This window comes from Spiroplasma ixodetis (assembly GCF_040369795.1).
In the GTDB taxonomy this organism is placed as follows: Bacteria; Bacillota_I; Bacilli_A; order Mycoplasmatales; family VBWQ01; genus Spiroplasma_E; species Spiroplasma_E ixodetis_B.
This window is the reverse complement of record NZ_AP028955.1, coordinates 648,920-672,486: the sequence shown is the minus strand read 5'-3', so window position 1 is coordinate 672,486 and position 23,567 is coordinate 648,920. Positions and strand designations below refer to the sequence as shown.

Below are 23,567 nucleotides of genomic sequence, written 5' to 3'. Positions count from 1 at the left end.
TAGTTATGGTATTCTATTATGGTATTCTATATTAAAAGATCGTCTTGTAAGTGAGGTGTTTGTTATGTTAAATTTAGATTTTGTTGGACCTCACGGCATTACTGATACTTATGGTGGATGATTTCATGTTTATGCATTTGCTATTATGTCAGGTATTTTTGCTTCAATTATTGCTTATTGAGTAAAATTTAAACGTTATCGTGTTCCTACTGATTCTTTAGCATGATCAATAATATTTATTATTCCTGCTTCATTATTTGGTGCTAGTTTTCTCGGCAAGGATGTTCCTGATAAGTCAATTAGTTTTTTTGAAAAATTTGCATTTTGAAAACCAGGGATGTCTATTCATGGTGGTGTTTTATTTGGCATTATTGCTGGCGCAATTATTTTTTACTTCGTTGGTCGTAAGTATAAAATATCATTATGAATATATGGCGATTTAATTATTCCTAATATTTTATTAGGACAGATATTAGGACGTTGAGGTAATTTCTTTAATCATGAATTACTTGGTAACGTTGTAAGTTATGATTCATTATCATGATTACCTGCTTTTATTCGTGATAATTGTTTTAAATTAATTGGTGGACCAAGTGGTAATCCCGAAACGATTAATGGTGAAATTGTTTATCGTGCACCAATATTTCTTTATGAATCGATTGCTAATTTAGGTTTATGATTAGCGATTACATTTATTGTTCCAAATCTTGGTAAATGATTTGGTAAAAAGCCATGAAAAGTGGAACCAGATAAGTTTCAATTTGATTTTAAAGATAATTTTAAATACTGAGGAAAAATAACTTTTAATCCAAAATATTGAAATAAAGTAAATCGTGACCCGAAGCATTTGACTTGAACTAAAATGTGAAATGAAGTTTACTATTATAATCAAGTACCAAAAAATGTAGTAAATAAAGCATTAGCAGAAGTAAAACCTTCTGGTAAGAAAATTAATGATTATATAAATAAAAGCAAAAAACTTTATGAAATAAATAATCATCATCATTATCGAATGATGCATGCAGGTGTTCAAATGGGACTTTACTTTTTTGGATGAAATTTAATTAGATTTATTTTAGAGTTACAGCGCCCACCAGAAGATTTATTTTTAATTAATCGTCCAATCCTTGATTATACAATTTTATTATCGATTACTTTCTTTGGTCTGTTTCTAGCAATATTTGCACAATTTGTTGCAGCAAAATATTTACGTAGCGAAGGATGAACATATAAAAAAGAATATTAATAATATTCTTTTTTATTATTAAAACAATTATTATAACAGAAAATAAGCTATTAAATAGATAATATTAATTAGATTTGGTGTTTTTGTTATAATATTTATATACTAATGTATGAGGTGAAATTAGTGTTAGCGGTAGTAAGTGATGATAGTAGTACTAATACCATTAAGTTTTTAGGTTTTGAGATTCCAATTACTACTTTTTTATATTCAATGGGTTGATTAGCGCTTTTGATTTTTCTGTTATTATTATCAATTTTATTAATAATGTATTTACGCAAAAGGATTTCTATTAAAGGATACTTAAGTTTAGAAGAAAAAGATTATCAATTTGAAGATAAAATTTTGGAAATTGAACATGAAATTGCTAAATTACAAAGAAAATTTTATTCAAGTAAACATATTTCTAAAAAGAAAAAATATTTTAACTAATTAAATGTAGGTGATGTATATGTCTAAAATAAAATTTAAATTATTTGATAAATTTTTTTCACAAAAAAATAGGTTATCAGATAAAGAAGATTATCAAAAATCAACTAATAATAACACTTATTTTAGCAATGTTGTACCACCAATTAATAAAAATAAAGAAAATATTAATAATTCTGATTTTAATGAAAACGATTATAATGAAAAAAAATATGATGGTAAAAATATACAAGTTACTAGTTCTTATATAATACCTTTACAAGAAAAAAAGACAGTGCCGATCAATGAAAACTTCACTAAAGAAAAAGATATGTATTATGATCAACCACAAACATTTAATACTATGGAAATAGTTAGTTATAAAAATAGTTTTAAAATTCCAAAACCAATTAGCAGAGAAATTAAATCAGAGAAGCTAAAACAATTGATTTTATTATTTATTGGTGTTATGACATTAATTATTGCTTCAACTTTTATTGGTTTATATTTTGGTATGATTAACATAAAAATTATTCCTCATCCTGTAATTACTATTCCATTAGCGATTATTGCTCTTACTATTATTTTGATTAATATTATTGAATTTGTGACATTAAGAAGAGAAGTGGATTTATATATTGAAAGAACACTAAAAGGATTGCTATTACCTCCTAATTTTATAATTAGAAATTATCGTAAAATTCATGCTAACTTGATAATTATTAATTGAATAAGTATTATTAGTTATATTGTTCTTGGTATTATTATTGGCATTATGTTTTTGATTAGTGGTCAGAAATTAACTTTTATTATTCAAAAATGAACAGTTAATGTTCCTGATATTATTAAAGATGCAATAACATTAACAATTATTTTAGGTGTTATTTTCTTTATTCATATGATTAATATTGTTATTTTTAAATTTCGTAAACGTAATATTATAAGTTATTATGGCTATGAAATTATTAATGCACAAGAGTTAAATCAATACAAAAAAAAGATAAATAGAATATGTATGATTATTACTATTGGTTTTACTGCTTTAATATTTTTTGCAATTGTTATTCCAATATTTGTATTAAAAAGAAGAAAGAAAAAGTAAAAAAATATTGAATATTATCTACATATAATTAGTATGTTATTTAATAAAAACTAATTTATTTTAGTAAATATTTTTATTAAATAATTTAATTTAAAAAAGTAAGTATTTATTAACAATATTTAATTGGTTAATAACTTTTTATAAATTTAATGTATTATTAACTTGTATAAAATATTGAATCCAAAAAATGAAATAAAAAAAATGGGAAATATGAGAAATTTATAGGGATAGATTTCAAAGGATAATTAATTTATGAAAAAAAATATTAACAACACTAAGTGTTTTAACACTTGGAACAACAGCATTAGCAAATTTAAAAAGTTTTTTTAAATACAAATATACATAAGAATAATTTTGAAAAAAATGATGTTCAACAAAAAAATCAACAAGACACAATTTATATTGATCAAAACGGAAATAAACAAACAACTAATGCACATGATTTATTACTTATAAAAACTAAAGAAATTGTGAAAATTGGTTTTTATAAAAATGAAAATGGAGAAATTAAAGTTGTTAGAATGCCAGTAACAATTGAGAAAGTACCTAATCAATTACCATCAGAAATCACATCTTTAAAAAATATGTTTTCTAGTGCTTTTGGTTTTACTGAAAAATTTAATCAAGATATTTCATCTTGAAATACTTCTAATGTGATAGATATGAGTTCAATGTTTTATGGCGCTATGTTATTTAATCAAGATATTTCAAAGTGATATACTTCAAAAGTAACAAATATGTCAAGTATGTTTCAAGGTGCACAGGAATTTAATCAAGACATTTCATCTTGAAATACTTCAAATGTAAGAGATATGAGCAGTATGTTTTATAGCGCTATATCTTTTAATCAAAATATTGAAAAATGAGATACTTCAAAAGTAAAAAATATGTCAGCTATGTTTGAAGGTACAAAACAATTTAATCAAAATATTGAAAAATGAGATACTTCAAATGTAAAATTTATGGGTTATATGTTTAGCAATGTTTTTGATTGATTTTCAATATTTAATCAAGATATATCAAAGTGAAACGTATCTAATGTAGAAGATATGAGTTATATGTTTTATAATGCTAAAATTTTTAATCAAGATCTTTCAAAATGAAATGTATAAAAAGTAACAGAACATAAAAATTTTAGTGTTAATTCAGGAATTGATAATTGTAACAAATTACCAAAATTTAAAAATTAATTCATTAAAATTGAGGATTTTTAAAAATCTGTGTATCTTTTTACAAAGTTACTAGTTTAGATTAATTCTATATTCAAATTTTATCATAAAATGAGCAATTGCTGTATTTCAATTTTGAATGGGCATTGTTCATTTTTTTGTTATATTTTCAATTGCTAAGTAAAATATTTTAAAAACTGCCATATCATTTGGAAAAACTTTTTTATTTCTAATAACTTTTCGTAATTAACTATTAACAGATTCAATAGCATTTGTTGTATAAATCACTCTTTTGATTTCTGCAGGATAACTAATAAAAACCATTAAATTATCTCAATTTTTATATCATGATTTAGCAATTTGAGGATATTGTTTATTTCATTTACTTTCAAAAGATTATAAAGCTTGCATTGCTTGTTCTTCGCTACATGCACTATAAATTGGTTTTAAATCTGTAACTAGTGATTTTCTATGTTTGTATGAAACATATTTTAAACTATTTCTAATTTGATGAACTATGCATAATTGATGTTCGGTTTTAGGATAAACTAATTGTATTGCTTCTGACATTCCTGTTAAATTGTCACTACAAGCAATAAGAATATCATTTAAGCCTCGATTTTTCATTTCTGTGAAATTAGATAATCAAAACTCAGAACCTTCATTTTCGCTAATTCATAAACCTAAAACATCTTTTTTACCTTCTAAATCAACTCCTAGTACTATATAAACTGATTTGTTAATAATGTGTTTATCTTGTCGTGCTTTAACTACTATACAATCAAAATAAACAATCGGATAAACACTTTCTAATGGCCGATTTTGTCATGCTTTAACATCATCAAGAACATCATCAGTAATTTGACTAATAACACTTTCACTAATATCAGCGCCATGATATAGCTCTTGTAACTGCATTCTAATATCTGATAAAGTCATGCCTTTGGCATATAATGAAAGAACTTGTTGATCAAAACCATCAAATCTTCTTTGTCTTTTTGCAACTATTACTGGCTCAAAATTACTATTACGATCTCGTGGTACATTAATCTCAATTTTACCTTGTTGGGTTATTAATTTTTTTGAACTTATACCATTACGAGCATTTTCACTAGTATTATGTTGATTTTTTTCATATCCTAAATAATTTTGCATTTCAGAATTAAACATTTTTTCAACTAATCTTTTTGTTAATTATTTATATAAACCTCCCTCTTTAAAAACTGTTGTTAAATCTTCAGTATTTTCTAGTAATAAATCTACTACTTTTGATATTGGAACATTATTATTAATATTTTGTTTTTTAGACATAAGTAAATCACTCTTTCTATTTATTTAATTTTATTTACTAGAATTAATTAAACATAGTTATTTTTGTAAGTTACACAGATTACTAAACATTACCAATTTTATCATAAAATGAGCAATTGCTGTATTTCAATTTTGAATGGGCGTTGTTCATTTTTTTGTTATATTTTCAATTGCTAAGTAAAATATTTTAACAACTGCCATATCATTTGGAAAAACTTTTTTATTTCTAATAACTTTTCGTAATTGACTATTAACAGATTCAATAGCATTTGTTGTATAAATAACTCTTTTGATTTCTGAATGATAACTAATAAAAACCATTAAATTATCTCAATTTTTATATCATGATTTAGCAATTTGAGGATATTGTTTATTTCATTTACTTTCAAAAGATTCTAAAGCTTGCATTGCTTGTTCTTCACTACATGCACTATAAATTGGTTTTAAATCTGTAACTAGTGATTTTCTATGTTTGTATGAAACATATTTTAAACTATTTCTAATTTGATGAACTATGCATAATTGATGTTCGGTTTTAGGATAAACTGATTGTATTGCTTCTGACATTCCTGTTAAATTGTCACTACAAGCAATAAGAATATCATTTAAGCCTCGATTTTTCATTTCTGTGAAATTAGATAATCAAAACTTAGAACCTTCATTTTCACTAATTCATAAACCTAAAACATCTTTTTTACCTTCTAAATCAACTCCTAGTGCTATATAAACTGATTTGTTAATAATGCGTTTATCTTGTCGTACTTTAACTACTATACAATCAAAATAAACAATCGGATAAACACTTTCTAATGGCCGATTTTGTCATGCTTTAACATCATCAATAACATCATCAGTAATTTGAATAATAACACTTTCACTAATATCAGTACCATGATATAACTCTTGTAACTGCATTCTAATATCTGATAAAGTCATGCCTTTGGCATATAATGAAATAACTTGTTGATCAAAACCATCAAATCTTCTTTGTCTTTTTGCAACTATTACTGGCTCAAAATTACTATTACGATCTCGTGGTACATTAATCTCAATTTTACCTTGTTGAGTTATTAATTTTTTTGAATTTATACCATTGCGAGCATTTTCACTATTATTATGTTGATTTTTTTCATATCCTAAATAATTTTGCGTTTCAGAATTCAACATTTTTTCAACTAATCTTTTTGTTAATTCTTTATATAAACATCGCTCTTTAAAAACTGTTGTTAAATCTTCAGTATTTTCTAGTAATAAATCTACTGCTTTTGATATTGGATCATTATTATTAATATTTTGTTTTTTAGACATACGTAACTCACTCTTTCTATTTATTTAATTTTATTTACTATAATTAATTAAACATAGTTATTTTTGCAATTTACACAGATTACTAAACATTACCATTAAACTTAATACTTATACGTATTAATTTATATAAATATTATGATATACAATAATATATGTTCAACGTCAATAATGTTTTACAATCATATATAACATTATTATAGTAATTGCAGAATCTTTTATAATTTCTTATTGATGAAATATAGGAAAATAGTAGTGATAATAATTTTGAAAAAAATATATTTTTTTAATTAATAACTGTCGATATCGAGTTAAAATTTCCCAAAAATATTTATAAAAAATATTGGGAGCATACCGATGTTGTCAATAATATTTAAATTTGTCTTAAAATTATAAAGTTAGACGAGAATAATTTTGAATTTAGTATGCAACTGTATGTTAATCTTAACACTTGAAAAATATTAGTCAACAATAATACTTACTTTTATAAGTCAAAAATTATTATTAAATCATCTTTAATAAGTTTTATGTTATTTTTGGTTTTTTTTAAAAATTTTAATTTTATTTTATAATAACCGGATGGCTGTATTTATTTGATAGCATTTAAAATTAACCATTTTTGTATACATATCAATGTTATAAGTTCTATCACCAATCATATGTTTTAAAATTTGTTTAATATTAGTTTCAGTAAAGCAACCAATATTTTCAACTAATGCTTGGTTTAATACACCATCTTTGGCATTAATAAAATAACCAACTTTTAATTTTTTATATTGCAAAGTTAATGATTAGACATATTCCGTAAATAAATTTAATCAATTGTCAATAATAATATTTATAAATTTTTTAGTGTTAATAATTATAGAAGTTAATATTTTTAAAAAAATACTTTAAAAATAAATTTATATTTCAAACACAAAAATTGTTAATATTATTTTTATATTAACTTGATAAAAATTTAAATTTTTAAAAAAATATTAAAAATATTTTTTTATTTTAATGGTTTTGTTTTATTAAAAATTTCACAAAGTAAGTTAAATCTTAAGTACATAAGTCTAAATATACTTTTTCTACATTTATTTATTAAAATTTTGAATCTTTTTAATCAAGCAAAAACATGTTCAACTTTAATTCTAATTTTTGAAATAATTTTATTGTAGATTTTTTCTTGTTTAGTTAATTTTTTATTTTTAGTTTTTTAATTGGTAATATAGTATTTTTATAAATATTTTGTATTCCTTGATATCCCAAATCACCAATAATTATTGTTTTTTCTGAAAATTCAAGATTTGAATTTTTTAATATTTGAAAATCATGTACTTTTCCATTATCAGCAAAAATATCAACAATTTTTTTATTAAAAAAGTCATATATAATTTGAAATTTTATAGAAAACATTCAACTTTTACCAGAAAAATATTCTAACTGTAGTTTTTTTAGTTGGTCTTTCAATTTCAATTTCAGTTGAATCAATTAAATAAAATTGAAATTCATTTAAATCTTCTTGTTTTTTCTCAATTTTTGATTTATATTTTGTTTTTAAAAACTGATAATCTTTGTCATCACTAAGTTTATTTTCTACTCAAGTAATATTTCGAAAACAACTTGATGCACTCATTTTATATTTAATACTCATTTGGAAAAAAGTATAATATTCTTTTCAGTATACTAAAGTCATCATCAATCTTTCTTCAACTGAAAGTTTATATTTTCTACCTTTAGTTTTTTTTAAATTTTCTATTTCAATTAATTTTGTTAACATTTCATCAAAATGAAAACGTGTTATACCAAAATATCTATAAAATTGTTCATTTTTAATTTTTTTAAATTTTCAAAATTCATTTTTATCAACACCTTATTAATTTATTAATAAAGAAATTATAAAATAAATTTTAAATTATTAATTGACTTTTAAAAAATTTATTTACGGAATATGTCTATTGTAAAAAATCAATTAATTCATAATATTGACCTTTTTCAAATAAAGTTATTGCATTTTGATAGTGTAATTTAGCAATTTGATTTTTTCTTCTTCCAGCCATTATACCAAGATATAAAACATGAAAATCATGGAATTTATCTAAAATAAATTTAGCATTTAAAATTGTAGCAGTTTTTATAATTCATTTTGCACTATCTCCACAAACTTTTAAATTTGCTTGGTCAAAATTTTCAAAATATAAATTACCATATTTTTCAATTAATTTGGCAGTTTTTTCAGAACCAATTTCTGTGGAATGGCAACTTTTTTTCAACTAATCTTTTTGTTAATGCTTTATATAAACCTCCCTCTTTAAAAACTGTTGTTAAATCTTCAGTATTTTCTAGTAATAAATCTACTGCTTTTGATATTGGATAATTATTATTAATATTTTGTTTTTTAGACATACGTAACTCACTCTTTCTAGTTATTTAATTTTATTTACTAGAATTAATTAAACATAGTTATTTTTGTAAGTTACACAGATTACTAAACATTACCAAACAAATTTAAATGGTTTATTTAAAAAATTTAATTCATTTAATATATAGCTAACTAAAGTAATGTTTACTCATATCTTGAAAAAAATCAATCGCTTTTTTAATATTTGGTCAATAATTTGGTAATATTTTTCTTATATTATGTTTTATAGCAAATCAAAAATGTTCAATTGGATTTAAATTAGGAGAATATGGTGGAAGAAATAATAGTTTGCATCCAGAATTTTCAATTAATTGTTGTGTTAATTTAGATTTATGAAACGTTGCATTATCTAAAACTATAATTTGTCCACACTTTAATACTGGAATTAGTATATTTTTTACATATGATTCAAAAATTTTACTGTTGCAATGTCCTTCAAATGCTCATAGGGCTTTTAATTTACCTTTATTTAGTGAACCAATTATACTCATTCTTTTTATTTTATATGCGGGTTTATTATCAAATAATCTTTTACCTTTTTCAGATCAACCATATTTATAAAATTCATTATCATCAATTCCAGATTCATCAATATATACTAAATATTCATTCATTATTTTAGCTATTTATTTTAAAAAATCTTCTTGTTTATTTTTATCTCTTTGTTCATATAGAAAAGTTTTTTTATATGTATAATTTAGTTTTTTGAAATAGTTATAAACTGTTTCTTTAGTCGTATCAACAAATTTTTCAATTACTTTTTGAACTGTAACATCTTTATTTTGCGCTAAATAATTTTTTTATTCATCTAAATCCTTTATTTTGTGGCTATGTCCTTTTTGATAATTCAAAATTGGTTTTATATGCCCAGTTTCTTTTTTTATTTTTCTTCATAAGAATAAAGTCTTTCTAGTAATATTGAACACTTTACAAATTTCTTTAATTTTCATGTTTTTACTTTCATAGGCTTCTATTGCTTTTCTTCGTAAGTCTTCACTTTATGGTTTTGGCATAATTTAATATTCCTAATCTATTTTAAATATTGCTGAATTGTACTTTTAAATTAAAAAACTGTTTAAATTACATATTATTATTTTACATTATTTATGAGTAAACATTACTTTAGTTAGCTATACATGTTCATGTTCACTAATAATATTAGCAAGTTTACTTATTTTTTCTTGTGCTGGTTTATCACGTAATCTTAAATTATTGGTTCTTTCTGGTCATGACATTCAACATTGTTGATGTTCTAAAAATTCAGGAATAACATAAAAATCATCACTATTTGGTGTTGAATAAATTTTTTGTGCCATTAAATAGTAGCTTTCCTTTCTTACTTAGTAGCTACTGAATAATTACCTTATTTTATTGATGATTCCTTTTTTATTATACTAATAATTTTATTTTTTTAAATAGTGTTTTATAGTAATTATTTAATAATTATTATAAAAAAATTTTAATTCTTTTTATTCATTTGAATAATTATTATTTTTGATATTTTTTAATATTTCTTCAATGTTTTTAACTCTAGTGTTGGTATTATCATATTTAAATCGTAATTCTGGAACTTTATATTTATTACTTGTTTTAGCAAGTGCGCTTCGACAAAAACCTTTCGCTTTTTTTAAAGCATTAATAATGGTTTTAATATCTAAATTATCTAAGTAAACTGTTCAATAAATGGTAGCATAACTGTTATCTTTTGTTATTTTTACATTAGTAATAGTGATATCTTTGAAAAGAATATTTTTTGATTCTTTTTTTAATATATTGGTAATTTCTTTTTTTAAGAAACTTTCTTGTTGTTCAAATTTAATGATAGACATCCTATTTTGTCTCCACTTCTTCTACTAAATATGATTCAATAATATCATTTTCTTTTAAGTCATTAAAATTTCTAATAGTAACGCCACATTGAGTTTCTTTTTTAGCAATTTTTAAATCATTTTTTTCATGTTTTAAACCACTGATTTCACCGTTATAAATAACAACATCATTACGAATGATATGAACTTTGCTATTACGTTGAATGAAACCATTAATGACAACACAACCAGCAATTGTTCCTACTTTTGAAAAATGAAAAGTTTTAATAACTCGTGCTTGACCAAGAATTTTATCTTCATAAGTTGGTTCTAATAAACCTTTAGCAGCCAATTCTAATTCTTCAGTTATTTTATAAATGATATTATGTAATCTAATTTCAACACCGGCATTGTTAGCAGCTTCACGAATAACATGATTGGGGCTAACATTGAAACCATAAATAATACTTCCTGAAGTTTGAGCAAGTTTAATATCTGATTCACTAATACCACCAATAGTTGCTCTAATAAACTTAACAGTAATATCATTAACATTAATTTTATTTACTGCTTGAACGATTGCTTGCACTGAACCTTGAGTATCTGCTCGTAAAATAACATTAATTTGTTTTAATTCACCTGTAGCAACATCTTGTGTTAAATTACCTAAACTAATTTGTCGATTATTTCTAATTTTATTTGTTTCTTCTGTCTGTCGTACTATTGATACTTTTCTTGCTAATTTATCATCATTAAAAACAATAAAAGATTCACCAGGAGTAGGGGCTGTTTCAAATCCTAAAACTTGAACAGGCATTGAAGGTCCGGCTTCAGTAATTATTTTACCAGTATCATTAATAAGACGTTTAATTTTTCCTTTAACGCTACCCGCGACTACAATATCAGTAACTTTTAGTGTTCCACCTTGTATTAATAAAGTACAAATTGAACCAACATTTTTATCATGATGAGATTCGATAACAGTTCCATTAGCAAATCGATTTGGATTAGCATTTAGTTCTTTTAATTCAGCAATTACTAATATTGCTTCTAATAATTTATCAATTCCTTGATTTTTTAAAGCACTACCATAAACAAAAATAGTATCGCCACCTCATTCTTCACTAGTTAAATCACAATTAGCTAGTTCATTCATAATGCGATCAGTATTAACATTTGGTTTATCCATTTTATTAACAAAAACAATAATTGAAACGCCAGCTACTTTTGCATGGTCAATTGCTTCACGAGTTTGTGGCATCACACCATCATCACCAGCAACTACTAGAACAACAATATCAGTAATTTTAGAACCACGTGAACGCATTTCAGTAAATGCTTCGTGACCTGGGGTATCAATAAAAGTAATTAATTTATTATTAGTTTTAATTTGATAAGCGCCAATATGTTGAGTAATACCACCGTGTTCTTGATTAGTAACTTTAGAATTACGGATAGTATCTAATAGTGTTGTTTTTCCATGATCAACATGGCCCATAATTGTAACAACAGGTGGTCGAGTTACTAAATTTTTTTTATCATCTTCGAGATTAATATTTTCTAATAAGTTTTCATATGTTACCACTTTAGCTTTTTCAAAATCAATATTTCATTCCAAACAAAGTTCAAACATTAATTCTTGAGTTAATATTTGATTTTGATTAAATAGTTTGCCTTGTTTCATGAAGTATTTAATAATGTCAGTTACTGGATGATGCAATGCTTTAGCAAATTCTGAAATAGTTAATGGTTCGTTATATAAAAATACTCCTTTTTCATTAATTTGAGATGTTTTTTGTTTTAGTTGTTGATTAATATTTTGTGTTTGTTGAGATATTCGTTTTTTTGCCATTTGCATCCCGCCTTTCGCTTGGGAAAATTAATCTCAATTTTTTTTAATTTCATTAATTAATTGTTCATAAAATTCATTTGGAATTTTTGTTTTTAATGCTCGTTCTAATGCCTTATTTTTAATAAGCAAAGGTATTAATTCAAGTTTAGGTTGGATATAGGCACCTCGACCATTTTGTTTGCCAGTTTTATCAATGAATAATTGTCCTTCTTTATTAATAACAATTCTAATTAATTCACGTTTAGGTAAAATAGTATTTGTAACTATACATTTACGCATTGGTATTTTTTTACGTTGAATTAAAGGTATTTTATTCATAATGACCTACTTTATTGTTTATTGATTTTTATTTTTTCATTGTGTTTTTTTTAATAATTCAGATATAAACTTTTCATATTCACTTTCTTTAATATTACCATTTCAAGTAAATTTAATATTATTTTCATTTGCTTGTTCTAATGAAGTAATATTAATATTTCAGTGAGTTACACCGGCAACTAATTTAGCAGCCATACCATTTTTACCAATAGCTAATGATAATTGTTCAGTAAGAACAATAATATTTGCTTGTTTTTCTTCTTCATTAATATCAATTGAAATAACTTTAGCTGGTGTTAAAGCGTTAATTATATATTCTTTTATATTAGGATTTCAGGCAATAATGTCAATTTTTTCGCCACTTAATTCTTGCGTAATTAGTTTTGTTCTTTCTCCTTTTGGGCCAATACATGCACCAATACCATCAATGCTTGGATCATGACTAACAATTGCAACCTTAGCTCTAATTCCAGGAATACGAGCAATATCTTTAACTTCGATTACGCCTTGTGCGATTTCAGGAACTTCTAATTCTAGTAAACAACGTAAAAAATTAACGTGAGTTCTTGATGCTAAAATTTGACCATAGTTTTTATTTTTAATAATATCTTCAACATAAAATTTGATATAAGTATTATTAGCAATTGGTTTATTTTTTGGTAAGATCTCACTAGGGATTTGATTTTGTTTTGGTAAGAAAGCATAGGCTCTACCAATTTTAATTAACATATAAGTTTCTTCAACTCTTTCAATAGTACCAATTAATATGTGATCCTTTTTATCAATAAATTCATCATAAATTGATGTTTTTTCTGCTTCACGAATTGATTGTTTAACTACTTGAATGGCTTTAAAAATTGATAAACGAGAGAATTGATCACTAGGAATTATTTGCGTATATGTATCACCAATTGTTAAGCCGGGATTCTTTGTTTTAATAGTTGAAAGCGCAATTTCTAATTCAGGATCTTCAACTTTTGGAACAACAATTAAATCCTTTAAAATTTTAATAGTACCTTTATTTTGATCAATTTCAATTCTGATATTTGTACTATCATCACGATGACTTTGATATTCATATGCTTTTTTTAGTCCTTCTTTTAAAGCTTCAATGATATCTTCTTTTGCTATTTGTTTTTCTTCAGCAATTTCATTTATGGCATTTAAAATGATTTGACTAATTTCTTTGTCCACTTTTTCTCCTCCTTGTTTTTTATAAACATTGTTGTTTATTATTTAATAGTATTTGAAATAGATTTATTTCAAAATGAAAATATACTTAAATAAAAAAATAAAATATATTACACTAGAAATAATAAAGACAGCTGTTAGCTGTCTTGCTATAATTCTAATTCATTGTTAATTATACAATATTATTAATTTGAAAACAATAGAAATTTATTAAATGATAGACTTTTATTATCGTAGATTATATTAGACATATTCCGTAAATAAATTTAATCAATTGTCAATAATAATATTTATAAATTTTTTAGTGTTAATAATTATAGAAGTTAATATTTTTAAAAAAATACTTTAAAAATAAATTTATATTTCAAACACAAAAATTGTTAATATTATTTTTATATTAACTTGATAAAAATTTCACAAAGTAAGTTAAATCTTAAGTACATAATTCTAAATATACTTTTTCTACATTTATTTATTAAAATTTTGAATCTTTTTAATCAAGCAAAAACATGTTCAACTTTAATTCTAATTTTTGAAATAATTTTATTGTAGATTTTTTCTTGTTTAGTTAATTTTTTGTTTTTAGTTTTTTTAATTGGTAATATAGTATTTTTATAAATATTTTGGGATGGCAACCTTTTTTAGGACTGTTTTTTGGTAGACATTTGTGCTTGGTGTTTTATGGGGGTTAAGTAGTTTAGAGTGCTGTGGATTCTTATGTTGTTGTATCAATTGATATAATCAAATAATTATAATTTTAATTGGATTAATGATGTAAAATTTTTATCATTAATAAATTCTGTTTTGAAAGTTTTGAAAGTTGCTTCAGCAACAGCGTTATCATAAGGGCAACCTTTTTTGCTTAAAGAGCGGGTAATATTGAAGGCTAATAAAAGTTTATCAATAGTTTTATTATTAAATTCATTACCGAGATCGCTATGAAATATTTGAATATTTTTTAAACAATGATTTGAGAACATAAATGCTTGATATACTAATGATGCATCTTTTTTATTACCTACACTATGTCCAATAATTTCGCGATTGTACAGGTCGATTAATAAGCGAATATAGTTTCATTTATCATTAACTTGAACATAATTTAAATCACTAACAATAACTTCATTTTTAAGCATATTATTAAAGTCTCTATTAACGAGATTAGTAATTTGACTATCATTCACTTTATTATGATAATTTTTGTATGATAATTTATTGTATTTTGATATTAAATTATGTTTATTCATAATTTTTTTAATTTTTCGTCTTGATAAATTAATTTTCTTTTCTTTTAGAACAAATTTTAATCTTCTTGTTCCATAAGCTTCTTTATTTTCTTTAAAAACACTAATAACAGCTTCATCATACATATTATTTTGAATTTTATCTTCTTTTTTCTTGAAATTAAAATAATATGTTGATTTAGAGATTTTTAAAAAACGACACATTGTACGAATTTTATATTTAACTTTATTTTTAGTAATAATTTCTATTTTCTGCCTATTATTAGTGCTGCTTGCTTTAAAATATCATTTTCCATTCGTAACTGTTTTAATTCTTTTCTTAATTTATCAAATTAATACGTTTTCTTCAACAGAACGGTTATCTTTAGTTTTAAACCTGCCTGAATTAGTAAATTGCTTAATTCAATTATAAGTAGCTGCTCTTGTAACATTGTACTCTTTAGCAAGACAAAACACTGACTTACCACTTTGATATAAAGCTACTATTTGTTTTTTAAATTCATCTGAATATGAGTTAATATTGGCCGTAATTATAATTCCTTTCTTTTAACTAATTTGTTCACTTGTCTACGTAATTAGTGTCCAATAAAGTGTAACCCATACAATTAAATTATTTTCAATAATAATAATCCAGAAAACATTCAAATTCATAAAGAACAATTAGACTATTAAAAACACATTTTATAAACGAACAAAATTTAATAAATAAATTAATTTTTCTAGTAATCTTCTGTCCTTGAAATTTTAATTAAAAAAATGTATTTTTATTTTCTGTTCTTAATTTTTAAATATAAAAAATAATAATAATTTTAATTTAATCATAACATTTTTGAAATTATTTTTTTTAAAAAATCAAAATAACACTTAATAATGAAAAATATTATAAAAAGAACACCAAATAAAAAAGAATGTATAATTAATAACAGAAAATAGTTTATATTTTTCAGAAAAATTATCTAAAAGAGAAAAACAATATGAGAAACATGAAAACATTACTACGATTAATGGGCGCTGCTGCTTTAACAACAGTTGCAGCAAGTTCAGTTGTTGCATGTGGAACTCAAACAAAAGCGCCAGCATTGAATGGCAAATACGAAACATTAGTACAATGATATAGTGATGAAAATACAAGTATAATTAAGCAAGAACTAAAAAAAGATGAAAGTGTTTCTGGCAAAGAAAATTATTCAATTGCTATTGTTGCTGCTGATAATACAAAAATTACAGCAACTAAATTTAATGAAAAATTATTAAAAGCAGGTGATGGTGCTGATTCTAATAAATCTCAAGCAGTAAGTAACGATGCTGCAGCCTTTTTAAAAGATTTAGGATTTACACCTGATAGCAAGAAGTTTTATTCAGCTGATGATGTTAAAGGGATTACTGCTTTATCTGCAAAAGTTGAAAGTATTGAAGCAGGTAAAATTGAAGCAAATAGCGGAAATACTGATTTTAATGTTGCTGCTGGTACTTGTAAAATTAATATTATGGATAAGGCAACTGGAAAAGATGCCAAATCTGTAAAAAAATATACTATTAATACTCTTAAGAAAGATACATTAGGTGTTCCTACTCAAGTAGGTACGCTTGTACAATCAGCAAAATTGGATTTAACTAAAGCTAATGGATTTGAACAAGGCAAAGATGTACTTAAGTCTTTACCTTGAAAAACTGATAATTCTAAAGAAAAAAATCTATATAATTATTTAGTTAACTTATTTAGTAAAGATAAAGTATCATTAGTTTGAACTTCTGATGCTCAAGGTCAAACAGCGATAATTAAGTATGCAGCTCAAAAAGTATACTTAACCGTAAAATTTGGAGAATTAAAAGTTACAACTACTATAGATTTTGGGACTCCACAAGTTTAAATATATTTTAAAAGATTGCAATTACAATCTTTTTTAATTTATATTCTTTTTTATCATTTAAAAAATATTATTAATAATTAAAATTATAAAAATAGTTTCAAATCAAGAAGAATATATAATAAATAGCAGAAAATAATTTATATTTTTTAGAAAATTATCTAAAAGAGGAGAAAACATTATATGAAAAATATAAAAAGATTATTACGATTAATGGCTGCCACTACTTTAATTACAACTGCAGAAAGTTCAATTGTTGCCTGTGATTTTGAAAAAAAAGTACCAATATTAAATGGTAAATATGAAAAATTATTAGACTGATATAGTGACAAAAATACGAGTTTAATTAATCAAGAATTAAAGAGGGATGAAACTACTGGTAAAGAGAAGTATTCAATTGAGGCTGATGACACAAAAATTATGATGACTAATTTTAAAAACAGTTTATTAAACGCAAACGACATTAGAAATCCAAATCAAGCAAAAGATGCTGATGCTGCAGCATTTTTGAAATAATTAGGAATTACAAGTGGTAGTGAAAATGAAGAATATTCATCTGATGATGTTAAAAAAATTACTACCTTATCTGCAAAAATTACAATTACTGAAGCGGGTAAAACTGAAGAAAATAATACAGGAACTGATTTTAAAGTTCTTGCTGGTAATTGTCAAATTGATATTATAAGCAAAGATGATGATAGTGTAGTAAAATCTTATACTATCAATACTGCTAAAAATGATGGATTAAACATTTCAAAGATAGTTATTACTGAACTTATTAGTGATAAAAATGCTTTAAAATTAACTGTTACGCAATGATTTAAACAAGGTGAGTCTGTTGCTAATTTTAAATTAGTAATAAATTCAGAAAGTAAACAAAAACAATTTGATTCTCTAGTTCAAATATTTAATACAAATGTTAGTACTCAGTTCCATGCTAGAGTTGATGATGGTCCATTAGTAACAGGAAATTTTAGAAATTTAAAAGTTTATTTAGCGATATATTTTGGTGGTGTTCATCTTTTACCTAGAATAGATTGTGGTATGCCACCAACTGTTTAAATCATTAAATATTTTAAAAAATATAATTACAGTTATTGTTAATTATCATATTTTTTTGTTACTATTAATACAAATGAAAATTATTAATAATTAGAGATTTGAAATCAGAAGAAATTAAAGTTATAACATTGATAAGTTAAAAAACTAAACTTTAAAATTATTAATTATAAAAATTAAAGAAGGGGAAAAAATATGTTAAAAGCAGGAAGTATATTAATATTTATTATTTTTATTTTAGAATCAATTTTTATAATTCCTTTATTATGAACAATACCCGGTTTTATTTTATAAAAAAAAGTAAGTAAAGGTGAAGCGACTACTGATCAAAAAATTGCTTTAGCAATATTAAGAATTATCTTTGGTGCTGCATTAGGTATTATTGGTGGTATTTTTATATTAGTTGATTTAAAAAATGATGAAAATAAAATCCAAAGATATTAATAAAAAACATCATTAATTAATGATGTTTTTTATTTTTTTAAATAGTTTTCCATTGGTTTTAATAAAAATTATTATATAATTTTTATAGTTTGATTTAAAAACAACTTTAAATTATTAACTAGGAGGAAAACAAATATGGAAGTTATTATTTTAGAAGCCACAAATCTGATGAATGAAATAATTTTACGTTATAAAAATGAAATTAACAAAATTCGCACCGGGAGAGTTAATCCTAATATCTTAGAACGAGTTAATGTTAAATGTTATGGTGGTGTTGATAATTTAAGTAATATTGCGCAAGTTAAAGTAGCAGAAGCACATCAATTATTAATTAAACCATATGATCGTAGTTTAATTAAAGACATTACAGAAGCTGTTACAAAAGCTGATTTGAAATTACAAATTAAAAGCGAAGCAGAGAATATACGTTTAATTTTCCCACAATTAACAGAAGACGTTCGTAAATCTTTAGTTAAAGATTTGAGTAAAAAAACTGAAGAATATAAAGTTAAAATCCGTAATTGTCGACGTGATACTGTTCAAAATCTGAAAAAAATAAAATTACCAGAAGATCAAGAAAAGCATGCAGAAACTACAATTCAAGATTTAACTGATAGTAAAATTAAAGAACTTGTATTAATAGAAAATATTAAAAAAGCCGATTTAATGAAAATTTAGCAATAAAGCAATAAATAGTTAGGGGTTAAATATTGTGAAAAAAAAGATAATAAATAAAGAAAATATAAAATCTAAAGTTTCTTTTTTTGCAAAACTTAGTAATTTTTTTAGAACCTATCGAAATCGTATTCTTACAAGTTTTATGTTAATTGCTTGTGGCGTATTATGAATGTTTATTGGCGCAGTTTATTTAGAACCAATTTTTGGTAATAAACCACAGTGATCAGCCTATACATTTATGATAATTAATACTTTAATTTTTGTTGATTGTTTATGAGAAATTATTAATTTAAGAAAACAATCAAATTGATCAGTTTTACTTAAAATTTTTATAATTTTAACAGGAGTCATACTTTTATGAGTTCCACTTGGTAAGGAAACTTTTGGCCCATATATTTATAATCATTATTGATTTGAAACTTGAATGACTTTATTAACTTTATTATTTTTCATTTGTATTTTTCTTTTAATTACTTGACGAAGTAAAAATTTTCAATTAAGTGATGTTGTTTTTATTTTTACTTGAATTATTTATTTAGTATTTGTTGTTAAAGCTGTTAATTTTTTAATGTTATCAGAAATTAAACTTTCAAAACTAGGATGACCAACATTATTGTTTTTATTCATTATTGTTATGTCTAATGATGTTGGTGCTTTTATTGGTGGTATAATTTATGGTAAAACAAAAATGGCACCAAGTATATCACCAAATAAAACTTGAGAAGGTGCTATTACCGGTTTAATAACAGCAATTATTTTAAGTATGATAACAGTGATTATTTTTTTAGAAACAAGCAATTATAATCCATTGCCTTTTTTAGAAGTTAATAGTAAAGCGCCAATCTATATTGCTTATTTTGCTACTATTTTTATTCTTTCAATCGTTAGTCAAATAGGTGATTTATTATTTTCTTATTTGAAACGTAATTATCATGTTAAGGATTTTTCAAATATTCTACCTGGACATGGAGGATTATTAGATCGTTTAGATTCATTTTCAACAGTAGTTATTTTTGGTTCTCTAATTACTCTAGAAGTTATTGCTTAATATATAAAATTTAAGGATGAAGTTATGTATATATTTTTAGCCATTTTAATTGGTTTATTTACAATATTATTTTTAATTACCTTGCATGAATTTGCTCATTTTGTAATTGCTAAATTATCAGGAGCATATGTATATGAATTCGCTATTGGTATGGGACCAAAATTTTTGCAGTGAGGTAAAAAAGAAACACGTTATACTTTAAGACTATTACCATTGGGTGGTTATGTTTCTATTGCTTCAGAAATTGCTGATGCTCCTAAAGGACGAGAAGATGAAGTAATTGATAGTAAACGAATGATGGAAAACTTGCAACGTGGTAAAAAAGCAGTTTTCATTAGTGCAGGTGCACTAATGAATTTATTATTAGCTTTTATTTTATTAATGATTGGATATGGAATTTACCCACATAAATATGATCCTAACTTGCCACCAACTTACGCAACAACAGGACCATTATATGAAACTGTTCAAAAATATAATGAATATAATCCAACTTTTAAAATTTTAGATACTGATGCTATTACTAGTATTTATAATACTGGTGATATTGAATCTAAACAATCAATTAAATCATATTATGATTTAGAAGCATGATTAAGTAAATATAATAAAAAGACTACTAATGGTACAGTTATTGCTGATTACGAAATTACTTTTGATAATAAAGATGATAAAACTGTTACTTTTAAACCAGTAGAACAAAAAGGAGTACTATTCATTGGTGTTAGTCAAGGCAGTTATTATTTAAATGCAGGACAAGTTATTAGTAATGGTATCATTGATGGTTTTAAAGATAGTTACAGTCTTTTACAAGCATTGGGACAATTAGTTACTTTTCATTGACAAAATTTATCAGGACCTGTTGGTATTGTTAAATCAACTAATAGTTTTTTAAATCCTGATTTATCATCAACACAAGTAGCAAGTACATATTTTCGTTGAGCAGCATTATTATCATCTAATTTATTTTTATTAAATATGTTACCAATTCCGCCATTGGATGGTTATAAATTTGTTGAAAATGCAGTTGAAGCAGTAACGAGAAAAAAATTAAATGAAAAATATAAAATTATTGTTACTATTGCTGGAGCTATATTATTTTTAGTTATCTTTATCGCCATTACTATTAAAGATATATTTTTTTAATTCTTTAGACATATTCCATAAATAAATTTTTTAAAAGTCAATTAATAATTTAAAATTTATTTTATAATTTCTTTATTAATAAAAAAATAAGGTGTTGATAAAAATGAATTTTGAAAATTTAAAAAAATTAAAAAACGAACAATTTTATAGATATTTTGGTATAAAACGTTTTCATTTTGATGAAATGTTAACAAAATTAATTGAAATAGAAAATTTAAAAAAAACTAAAGGTAGAAAATATAAACTTTCAGTTGAAGAAAGATTGATGATGACTTTAGTATACTGAAAAGAATATTATACTTTTTTCCAAATGAGTATTAAATATAAAATGAGTGCATCAAGTTGTTTTCGAAATATTACTTGAGTAGAAAATAAACTTAGTGATGACAAAGATTATCAGTTTTTAAAAACAAAATATATAGCTAACTAAAGTAATGTTTACTCATAAATAATGTAAAATAATAATATGTAATTTAAACATTTTTTGAATTTAAAAGTACAATTCAGCAATATTTAAAATAGATTAGGAAGATTAAATTATGCCAAAACCATACAGTGAAGACTTACGAAGAAAAGTAATAGAAGCCTATGAAAGTAAAAACATGAAAATTAAAGAAATTTGTAAAGTGTTCAATATTACTAGAAAGACTTTATTCTTATGAAGAAAAAGAAAAAAAGAAACTGGGCATATAAAACCAATTTTGAATTATCAAAAAGGACATAGCCACAAAATAAAGGATTTAGATGAATTAAAAAATTATTTAGCGCAAAATAAAGATGTTACAGTTCAAAAAGTAATTGAAAAATTTGGTGATATGACTAAAGAAACAGTTTATAACTATTTCAAAAAACTAAATTATACATATAAAAAAAACTTTTTTATATGAACAAAGAGATAAAAATAAACAAGAAGATTTTTTAAAAGAAATAGCTAAAATAATGAATGAAGATTTAGTATTATATATTGATGAATCTGGAATTGATGATAATGAATTTTATAAATATGGTTGATCTGAAAAAGGTAAAATATTATTTGATAATAAACCCGCATATAAAATAAAAAGAATTAGTATAATTGGTTCACTAAATAAATGTAAATTAAAAGCCCTATGAGCATTTGAAGGACATTGCAACAGTAAAATTTTTGAATCATATGTAAAAAATATACTAATTCCAGTATTAAAGCGTGGACAAATTATAGTTTTAGATAATGCAACGTTTCATAAATCTAAATTAACACAACAATTAATTGAAAATGCTGGATGCAAACTATTATTTCTTCCACCATATTCTCCTAATTTAAATCCAATTGAACATTTTTTATTTGCTATAAAACATAATATAAGAAAAATATTACCAAATTATTAACCAAATATTAAAAAAGCTATTGATTTTGTTTTTCAAGATATGAGTAAGCATTACTTTAGTTAGTTATAAATCAAAAATTAAGAAAAAAAAAGAAGATTTAAATGAATTTCAATTTTATTTAATTGATTCAACTGAAATTGAAATTGAAAGACCAACTAAAAAAACTACAGTTAGAATATTTTTCTGGTAAAAGTTGAATGTTTTCTATAAAATTTCAAATTATATATGACTTTTTTAATAAAAAAATTGTTGATATTTTTGCTGATAATGGAAAAGTACATGATTTTCAAATATTAAAAAATTCAAATCTTGAATTTTCAGAAAAAACAATAATTATTGGTGATTTGGGATATCAAGGAATACAAAATATTTATAAAAATACTATATTACACTATTAAAAAAACTAAAAATAAAAAATTAACTAAACATTACCAAAATATTAAAAATATTTTTTTAAAAATTTAAATTTTTATCAAGTTAATATAAAAATAATATTAACAATTTTTGTGTTTGAAATATAAATTTATTTTTAAAGTATTTTTTTAAAAATATTAACTTCTATAATTATTAACACTAAAAAATTTATAAATATTATTAT

Annotated in this window: 30 protein-coding genes and 1 pseudogene; 14 read left to right on the top strand and 17 right to left on the bottom strand. The window is 23.4% G+C overall.

Features of this window, described 5'->3' with window-relative positions; genetic code table 4:
- Positions 1-64 precede the first annotated feature (64 nt).
- The 4 genes from ABWV63_RS04860 to ABWV63_RS04845 all read left to right on the top strand — a co-directional run bounded on the left by ABWV63_RS04860 (position 65) and on the right by ABWV63_RS04845 (position 3,865).
- Positions 65-1,246 carry a prolipoprotein diacylglyceryl transferase family protein gene (locus ABWV63_RS04860; protein ID WP_353307041.1) on the top strand — a complete coding sequence of 394 codons (1,182 nt, stop codon included), beginning with the start codon at positions 65-67 and terminating at the stop codon, positions 1,244-1,246.
- Between the two features lie 123 nt (positions 1,247-1,369).
- The gene (locus ABWV63_RS04855; RefSeq protein ID WP_353307040.1) at positions 1,370-1,675 is read left to right on the top strand and encodes a hypothetical protein; all 306 of its coding nucleotides are present in this window, start codon (positions 1,370-1,372) and stop codon (positions 1,673-1,675) included.
- A 19-nt stretch (positions 1,676-1,694) separates the two neighbouring features.
- Complete coding sequence (locus ABWV63_RS04850) at positions 1,695-2,753, top strand: MSC_0882 family membrane protein (protein WP_353307039.1); 1,059 nt, start codon at positions 1,695-1,697, stop codon at positions 2,751-2,753.
- A gap of 470 nt (positions 2,754-3,223) precedes the next feature.
- The gene (locus tag ABWV63_RS04845; RefSeq protein WP_353307038.1) at positions 3,224-3,865 is read left to right on the top strand and encodes a BspA family leucine-rich repeat surface protein; all 642 of its coding nucleotides are present in this window, start codon (positions 3,224-3,226) and stop codon (positions 3,863-3,865) included.
- A gap of 129 nt (positions 3,866-3,994) precedes the next feature.
- Here the strand turns inward: ABWV63_RS04845 and ABWV63_RS04840 are convergent.
- From ABWV63_RS04840 to ABWV63_RS04760, 17 genes and pseudogenes are all read right to left on the bottom strand, one after another.
- Positions 3,995-5,233 (bottom strand): annotated as a pseudogene (locus ABWV63_RS04840) (IS256 family transposase).
- A gap of 57 nt (positions 5,234-5,290) precedes the next feature.
- Complete coding sequence (locus ABWV63_RS04835) at positions 5,291-6,541, bottom strand: IS256 family transposase (protein ID WP_353307037.1); 1,251 nt, start codon at positions 6,539-6,541, stop codon at positions 5,291-5,293.
- A gap of 563 nt (positions 6,542-7,104) precedes the next feature.
- Positions 7,105-7,320 (bottom strand): hypothetical protein, encoded by a 216-nt coding sequence (locus tag ABWV63_RS04830; RefSeq protein ID WP_353307036.1) that lies wholly within the window; start codon positions 7,318-7,320, stop codon positions 7,105-7,107.
- A 397-nt stretch (positions 7,321-7,717) separates the two neighbouring features.
- Positions 7,718-7,939, bottom strand: coding sequence for a transposase (locus ABWV63_RS04825; RefSeq protein ID WP_353305571.1), 222 nt, complete (start codon positions 7,937-7,939; stop codon positions 7,718-7,720).
- A 7-nt stretch (positions 7,940-7,946) separates the two neighbouring features.
- Complete coding sequence (locus ABWV63_RS04820) at positions 7,947-8,303, bottom strand: transposase family protein (RefSeq protein ID WP_353307035.1); 357 nt, start codon at positions 8,301-8,303, stop codon at positions 7,947-7,949.
- Between the two features lie 175 nt (positions 8,304-8,478).
- Positions 8,479-8,796, bottom strand: coding sequence for a hypothetical protein (locus tag ABWV63_RS04815; RefSeq protein ID WP_353307034.1), 318 nt, complete (start codon positions 8,794-8,796; stop codon positions 8,479-8,481).
- Positions 8,726-8,929, bottom strand: coding sequence for a hypothetical protein (locus tag ABWV63_RS04810; RefSeq protein ID WP_353307033.1), 204 nt, complete (start codon positions 8,927-8,929; stop codon positions 8,726-8,728). Before ABWV63_RS04810 ends, ABWV63_RS04815 begins: the two co-directional genes overlap by 71 nt.
- Positions 8,930-9,073: 144 nt before the next feature.
- Entirely contained in the window at positions 9,074-9,559 is a 486-nt protein-coding gene (locus ABWV63_RS04805) for an IS630 family transposase (protein ID WP_353307032.1), read from the bottom strand.
- A gap of 186 nt (positions 9,560-9,745) precedes the next feature.
- The gene (locus ABWV63_RS04800) at positions 9,746-9,895 is read right to left on the bottom strand and encodes a hypothetical protein (protein WP_353306402.1); all 150 of its coding nucleotides are present in this window, start codon (positions 9,893-9,895) and stop codon (positions 9,746-9,748) included.
- A 180-nt stretch (positions 9,896-10,075) separates the two neighbouring features.
- Complete coding sequence (locus tag ABWV63_RS04795) at positions 10,076-10,261, bottom strand: agmatine deiminase family protein (protein ID WP_353307031.1); 186 nt, start codon at positions 10,259-10,261, stop codon at positions 10,076-10,078.
- Positions 10,262-10,414: 153 nt separating this feature from the next.
- Complete coding sequence (rbfA, locus tag ABWV63_RS04790) at positions 10,415-10,774, bottom strand: 30S ribosome-binding factor RbfA (protein WP_353307030.1); 360 nt, start codon at positions 10,772-10,774, stop codon at positions 10,415-10,417.
- Between the two features lies 1 nt (position 10,775).
- Positions 10,776-12,605 carry a translation initiation factor IF-2 gene (gene infB, locus ABWV63_RS04785; protein WP_353307029.1) on the bottom strand — a complete coding sequence of 610 codons (1,830 nt, stop codon included), beginning with the start codon at positions 12,603-12,605 and terminating at the stop codon, positions 10,776-10,778.
- Positions 12,606-12,632: 27 nt separating this feature from the next.
- Entirely contained in the window at positions 12,633-12,923 is a 291-nt protein-coding gene (locus ABWV63_RS04780) for a YlxR family protein (protein ID WP_338957115.1), read from the bottom strand.
- A gap of 18 nt (positions 12,924-12,941) precedes the next feature.
- Positions 12,942-14,117, bottom strand: coding sequence for a transcription termination factor NusA (gene nusA, locus ABWV63_RS04775; protein ID WP_353307028.1), 1,176 nt, complete (start codon positions 14,115-14,117; stop codon positions 12,942-12,944).
- A 389-nt stretch (positions 14,118-14,506) separates the two neighbouring features.
- Positions 14,507-14,749: a transposase family protein gene (locus ABWV63_RS04770; RefSeq protein WP_353307027.1), complete on the bottom strand. Its 243-nt coding sequence runs from the start codon at positions 14,747-14,749 to the stop codon at positions 14,507-14,509.
- A 114-nt stretch (positions 14,750-14,863) separates the two neighbouring features.
- Positions 14,864-15,571, bottom strand: a complete 708-nt coding sequence (locus ABWV63_RS04765) for an IS3 family transposase (RefSeq protein WP_353307181.1) — start codon at positions 15,569-15,571, stop codon at positions 14,864-14,866.
- Positions 15,572-15,682: 111 nt separating this feature from the next.
- Positions 15,683-15,814, bottom strand: a complete 132-nt coding sequence (locus tag ABWV63_RS04760; protein WP_353307026.1) for a hypothetical protein — start codon at positions 15,812-15,814, stop codon at positions 15,683-15,685.
- Positions 15,815-16,362: 548 nt separating this feature from the next.
- On the opposite strand from ABWV63_RS04760, the gene ABWV63_RS04755 reads away from it, so the two are divergent.
- From ABWV63_RS04755 to ABWV63_RS04710, 10 genes are all read left to right on the top strand, one after another.
- Positions 16,363-17,229, top strand: a complete 867-nt coding sequence (locus ABWV63_RS04755) for a hypothetical protein (RefSeq protein WP_353307025.1) — start codon at positions 16,363-16,365, stop codon at positions 17,227-17,229.
- 180 nt (positions 17,230-17,409) lie between these two features.
- On the top strand, positions 17,410-17,742 hold the full coding sequence (locus tag ABWV63_RS04750) for a hypothetical protein (protein ID WP_353307024.1): 333 nt from the start codon (positions 17,410-17,412) through the stop codon (positions 17,740-17,742).
- Positions 17,743-18,864: 1,122 nt separating this feature from the next.
- Positions 18,865-19,407: a ribosome-recycling factor gene (locus ABWV63_RS04745; RefSeq protein WP_353307023.1), complete on the top strand. Its 543-nt coding sequence runs from the start codon at positions 18,865-18,867 to the stop codon at positions 19,405-19,407.
- 34 nt (positions 19,408-19,441) lie between these two features.
- Entirely contained in the window at positions 19,442-20,455 is a 1,014-nt protein-coding gene (locus ABWV63_RS04740) for a phosphatidate cytidylyltransferase (RefSeq protein ID WP_353307022.1), read from the top strand.
- 24 nt (positions 20,456-20,479) lie between these two features.
- Positions 20,480-21,601, top strand: coding sequence for a site-2 protease family protein (locus ABWV63_RS04735; protein ID WP_353307021.1), 1,122 nt, complete (start codon positions 20,480-20,482; stop codon positions 21,599-21,601).
- Between the two features lie 103 nt (positions 21,602-21,704).
- Entirely contained in the window at positions 21,705-22,031 is a 327-nt protein-coding gene (locus ABWV63_RS04730) for a transposase family protein (protein WP_353307020.1), read from the top strand.
- Positions 22,032-22,140: 109 nt separating this feature from the next.
- Entirely contained in the window at positions 22,141-22,500 is a 360-nt protein-coding gene (locus ABWV63_RS04725; RefSeq protein ID WP_353306970.1) for an IS630 transposase-related protein, read from the top strand.
- 40 nt (positions 22,501-22,540) lie between these two features.
- Positions 22,541-22,969 (top strand): IS630 family transposase, encoded by a 429-nt coding sequence (locus tag ABWV63_RS04720; RefSeq protein ID WP_353307019.1) that lies wholly within the window; start codon positions 22,541-22,543, stop codon positions 22,967-22,969.
- Between the two features lie 25 nt (positions 22,970-22,994).
- The gene (locus ABWV63_RS04715) at positions 22,995-23,159 is read left to right on the top strand and encodes a hypothetical protein (RefSeq protein ID WP_353307018.1); all 165 of its coding nucleotides are present in this window, start codon (positions 22,995-22,997) and stop codon (positions 23,157-23,159) included.
- Between the two features lie 7 nt (positions 23,160-23,166).
- Positions 23,167-23,367 carry a transposase gene (locus ABWV63_RS04710; RefSeq protein ID WP_353307017.1) on the top strand — a complete coding sequence of 67 codons (201 nt, stop codon included), beginning with the start codon at positions 23,167-23,169 and terminating at the stop codon, positions 23,365-23,367.
- The last annotated feature ends 200 nt before the right edge of the window (positions 23,368-23,567 follow it).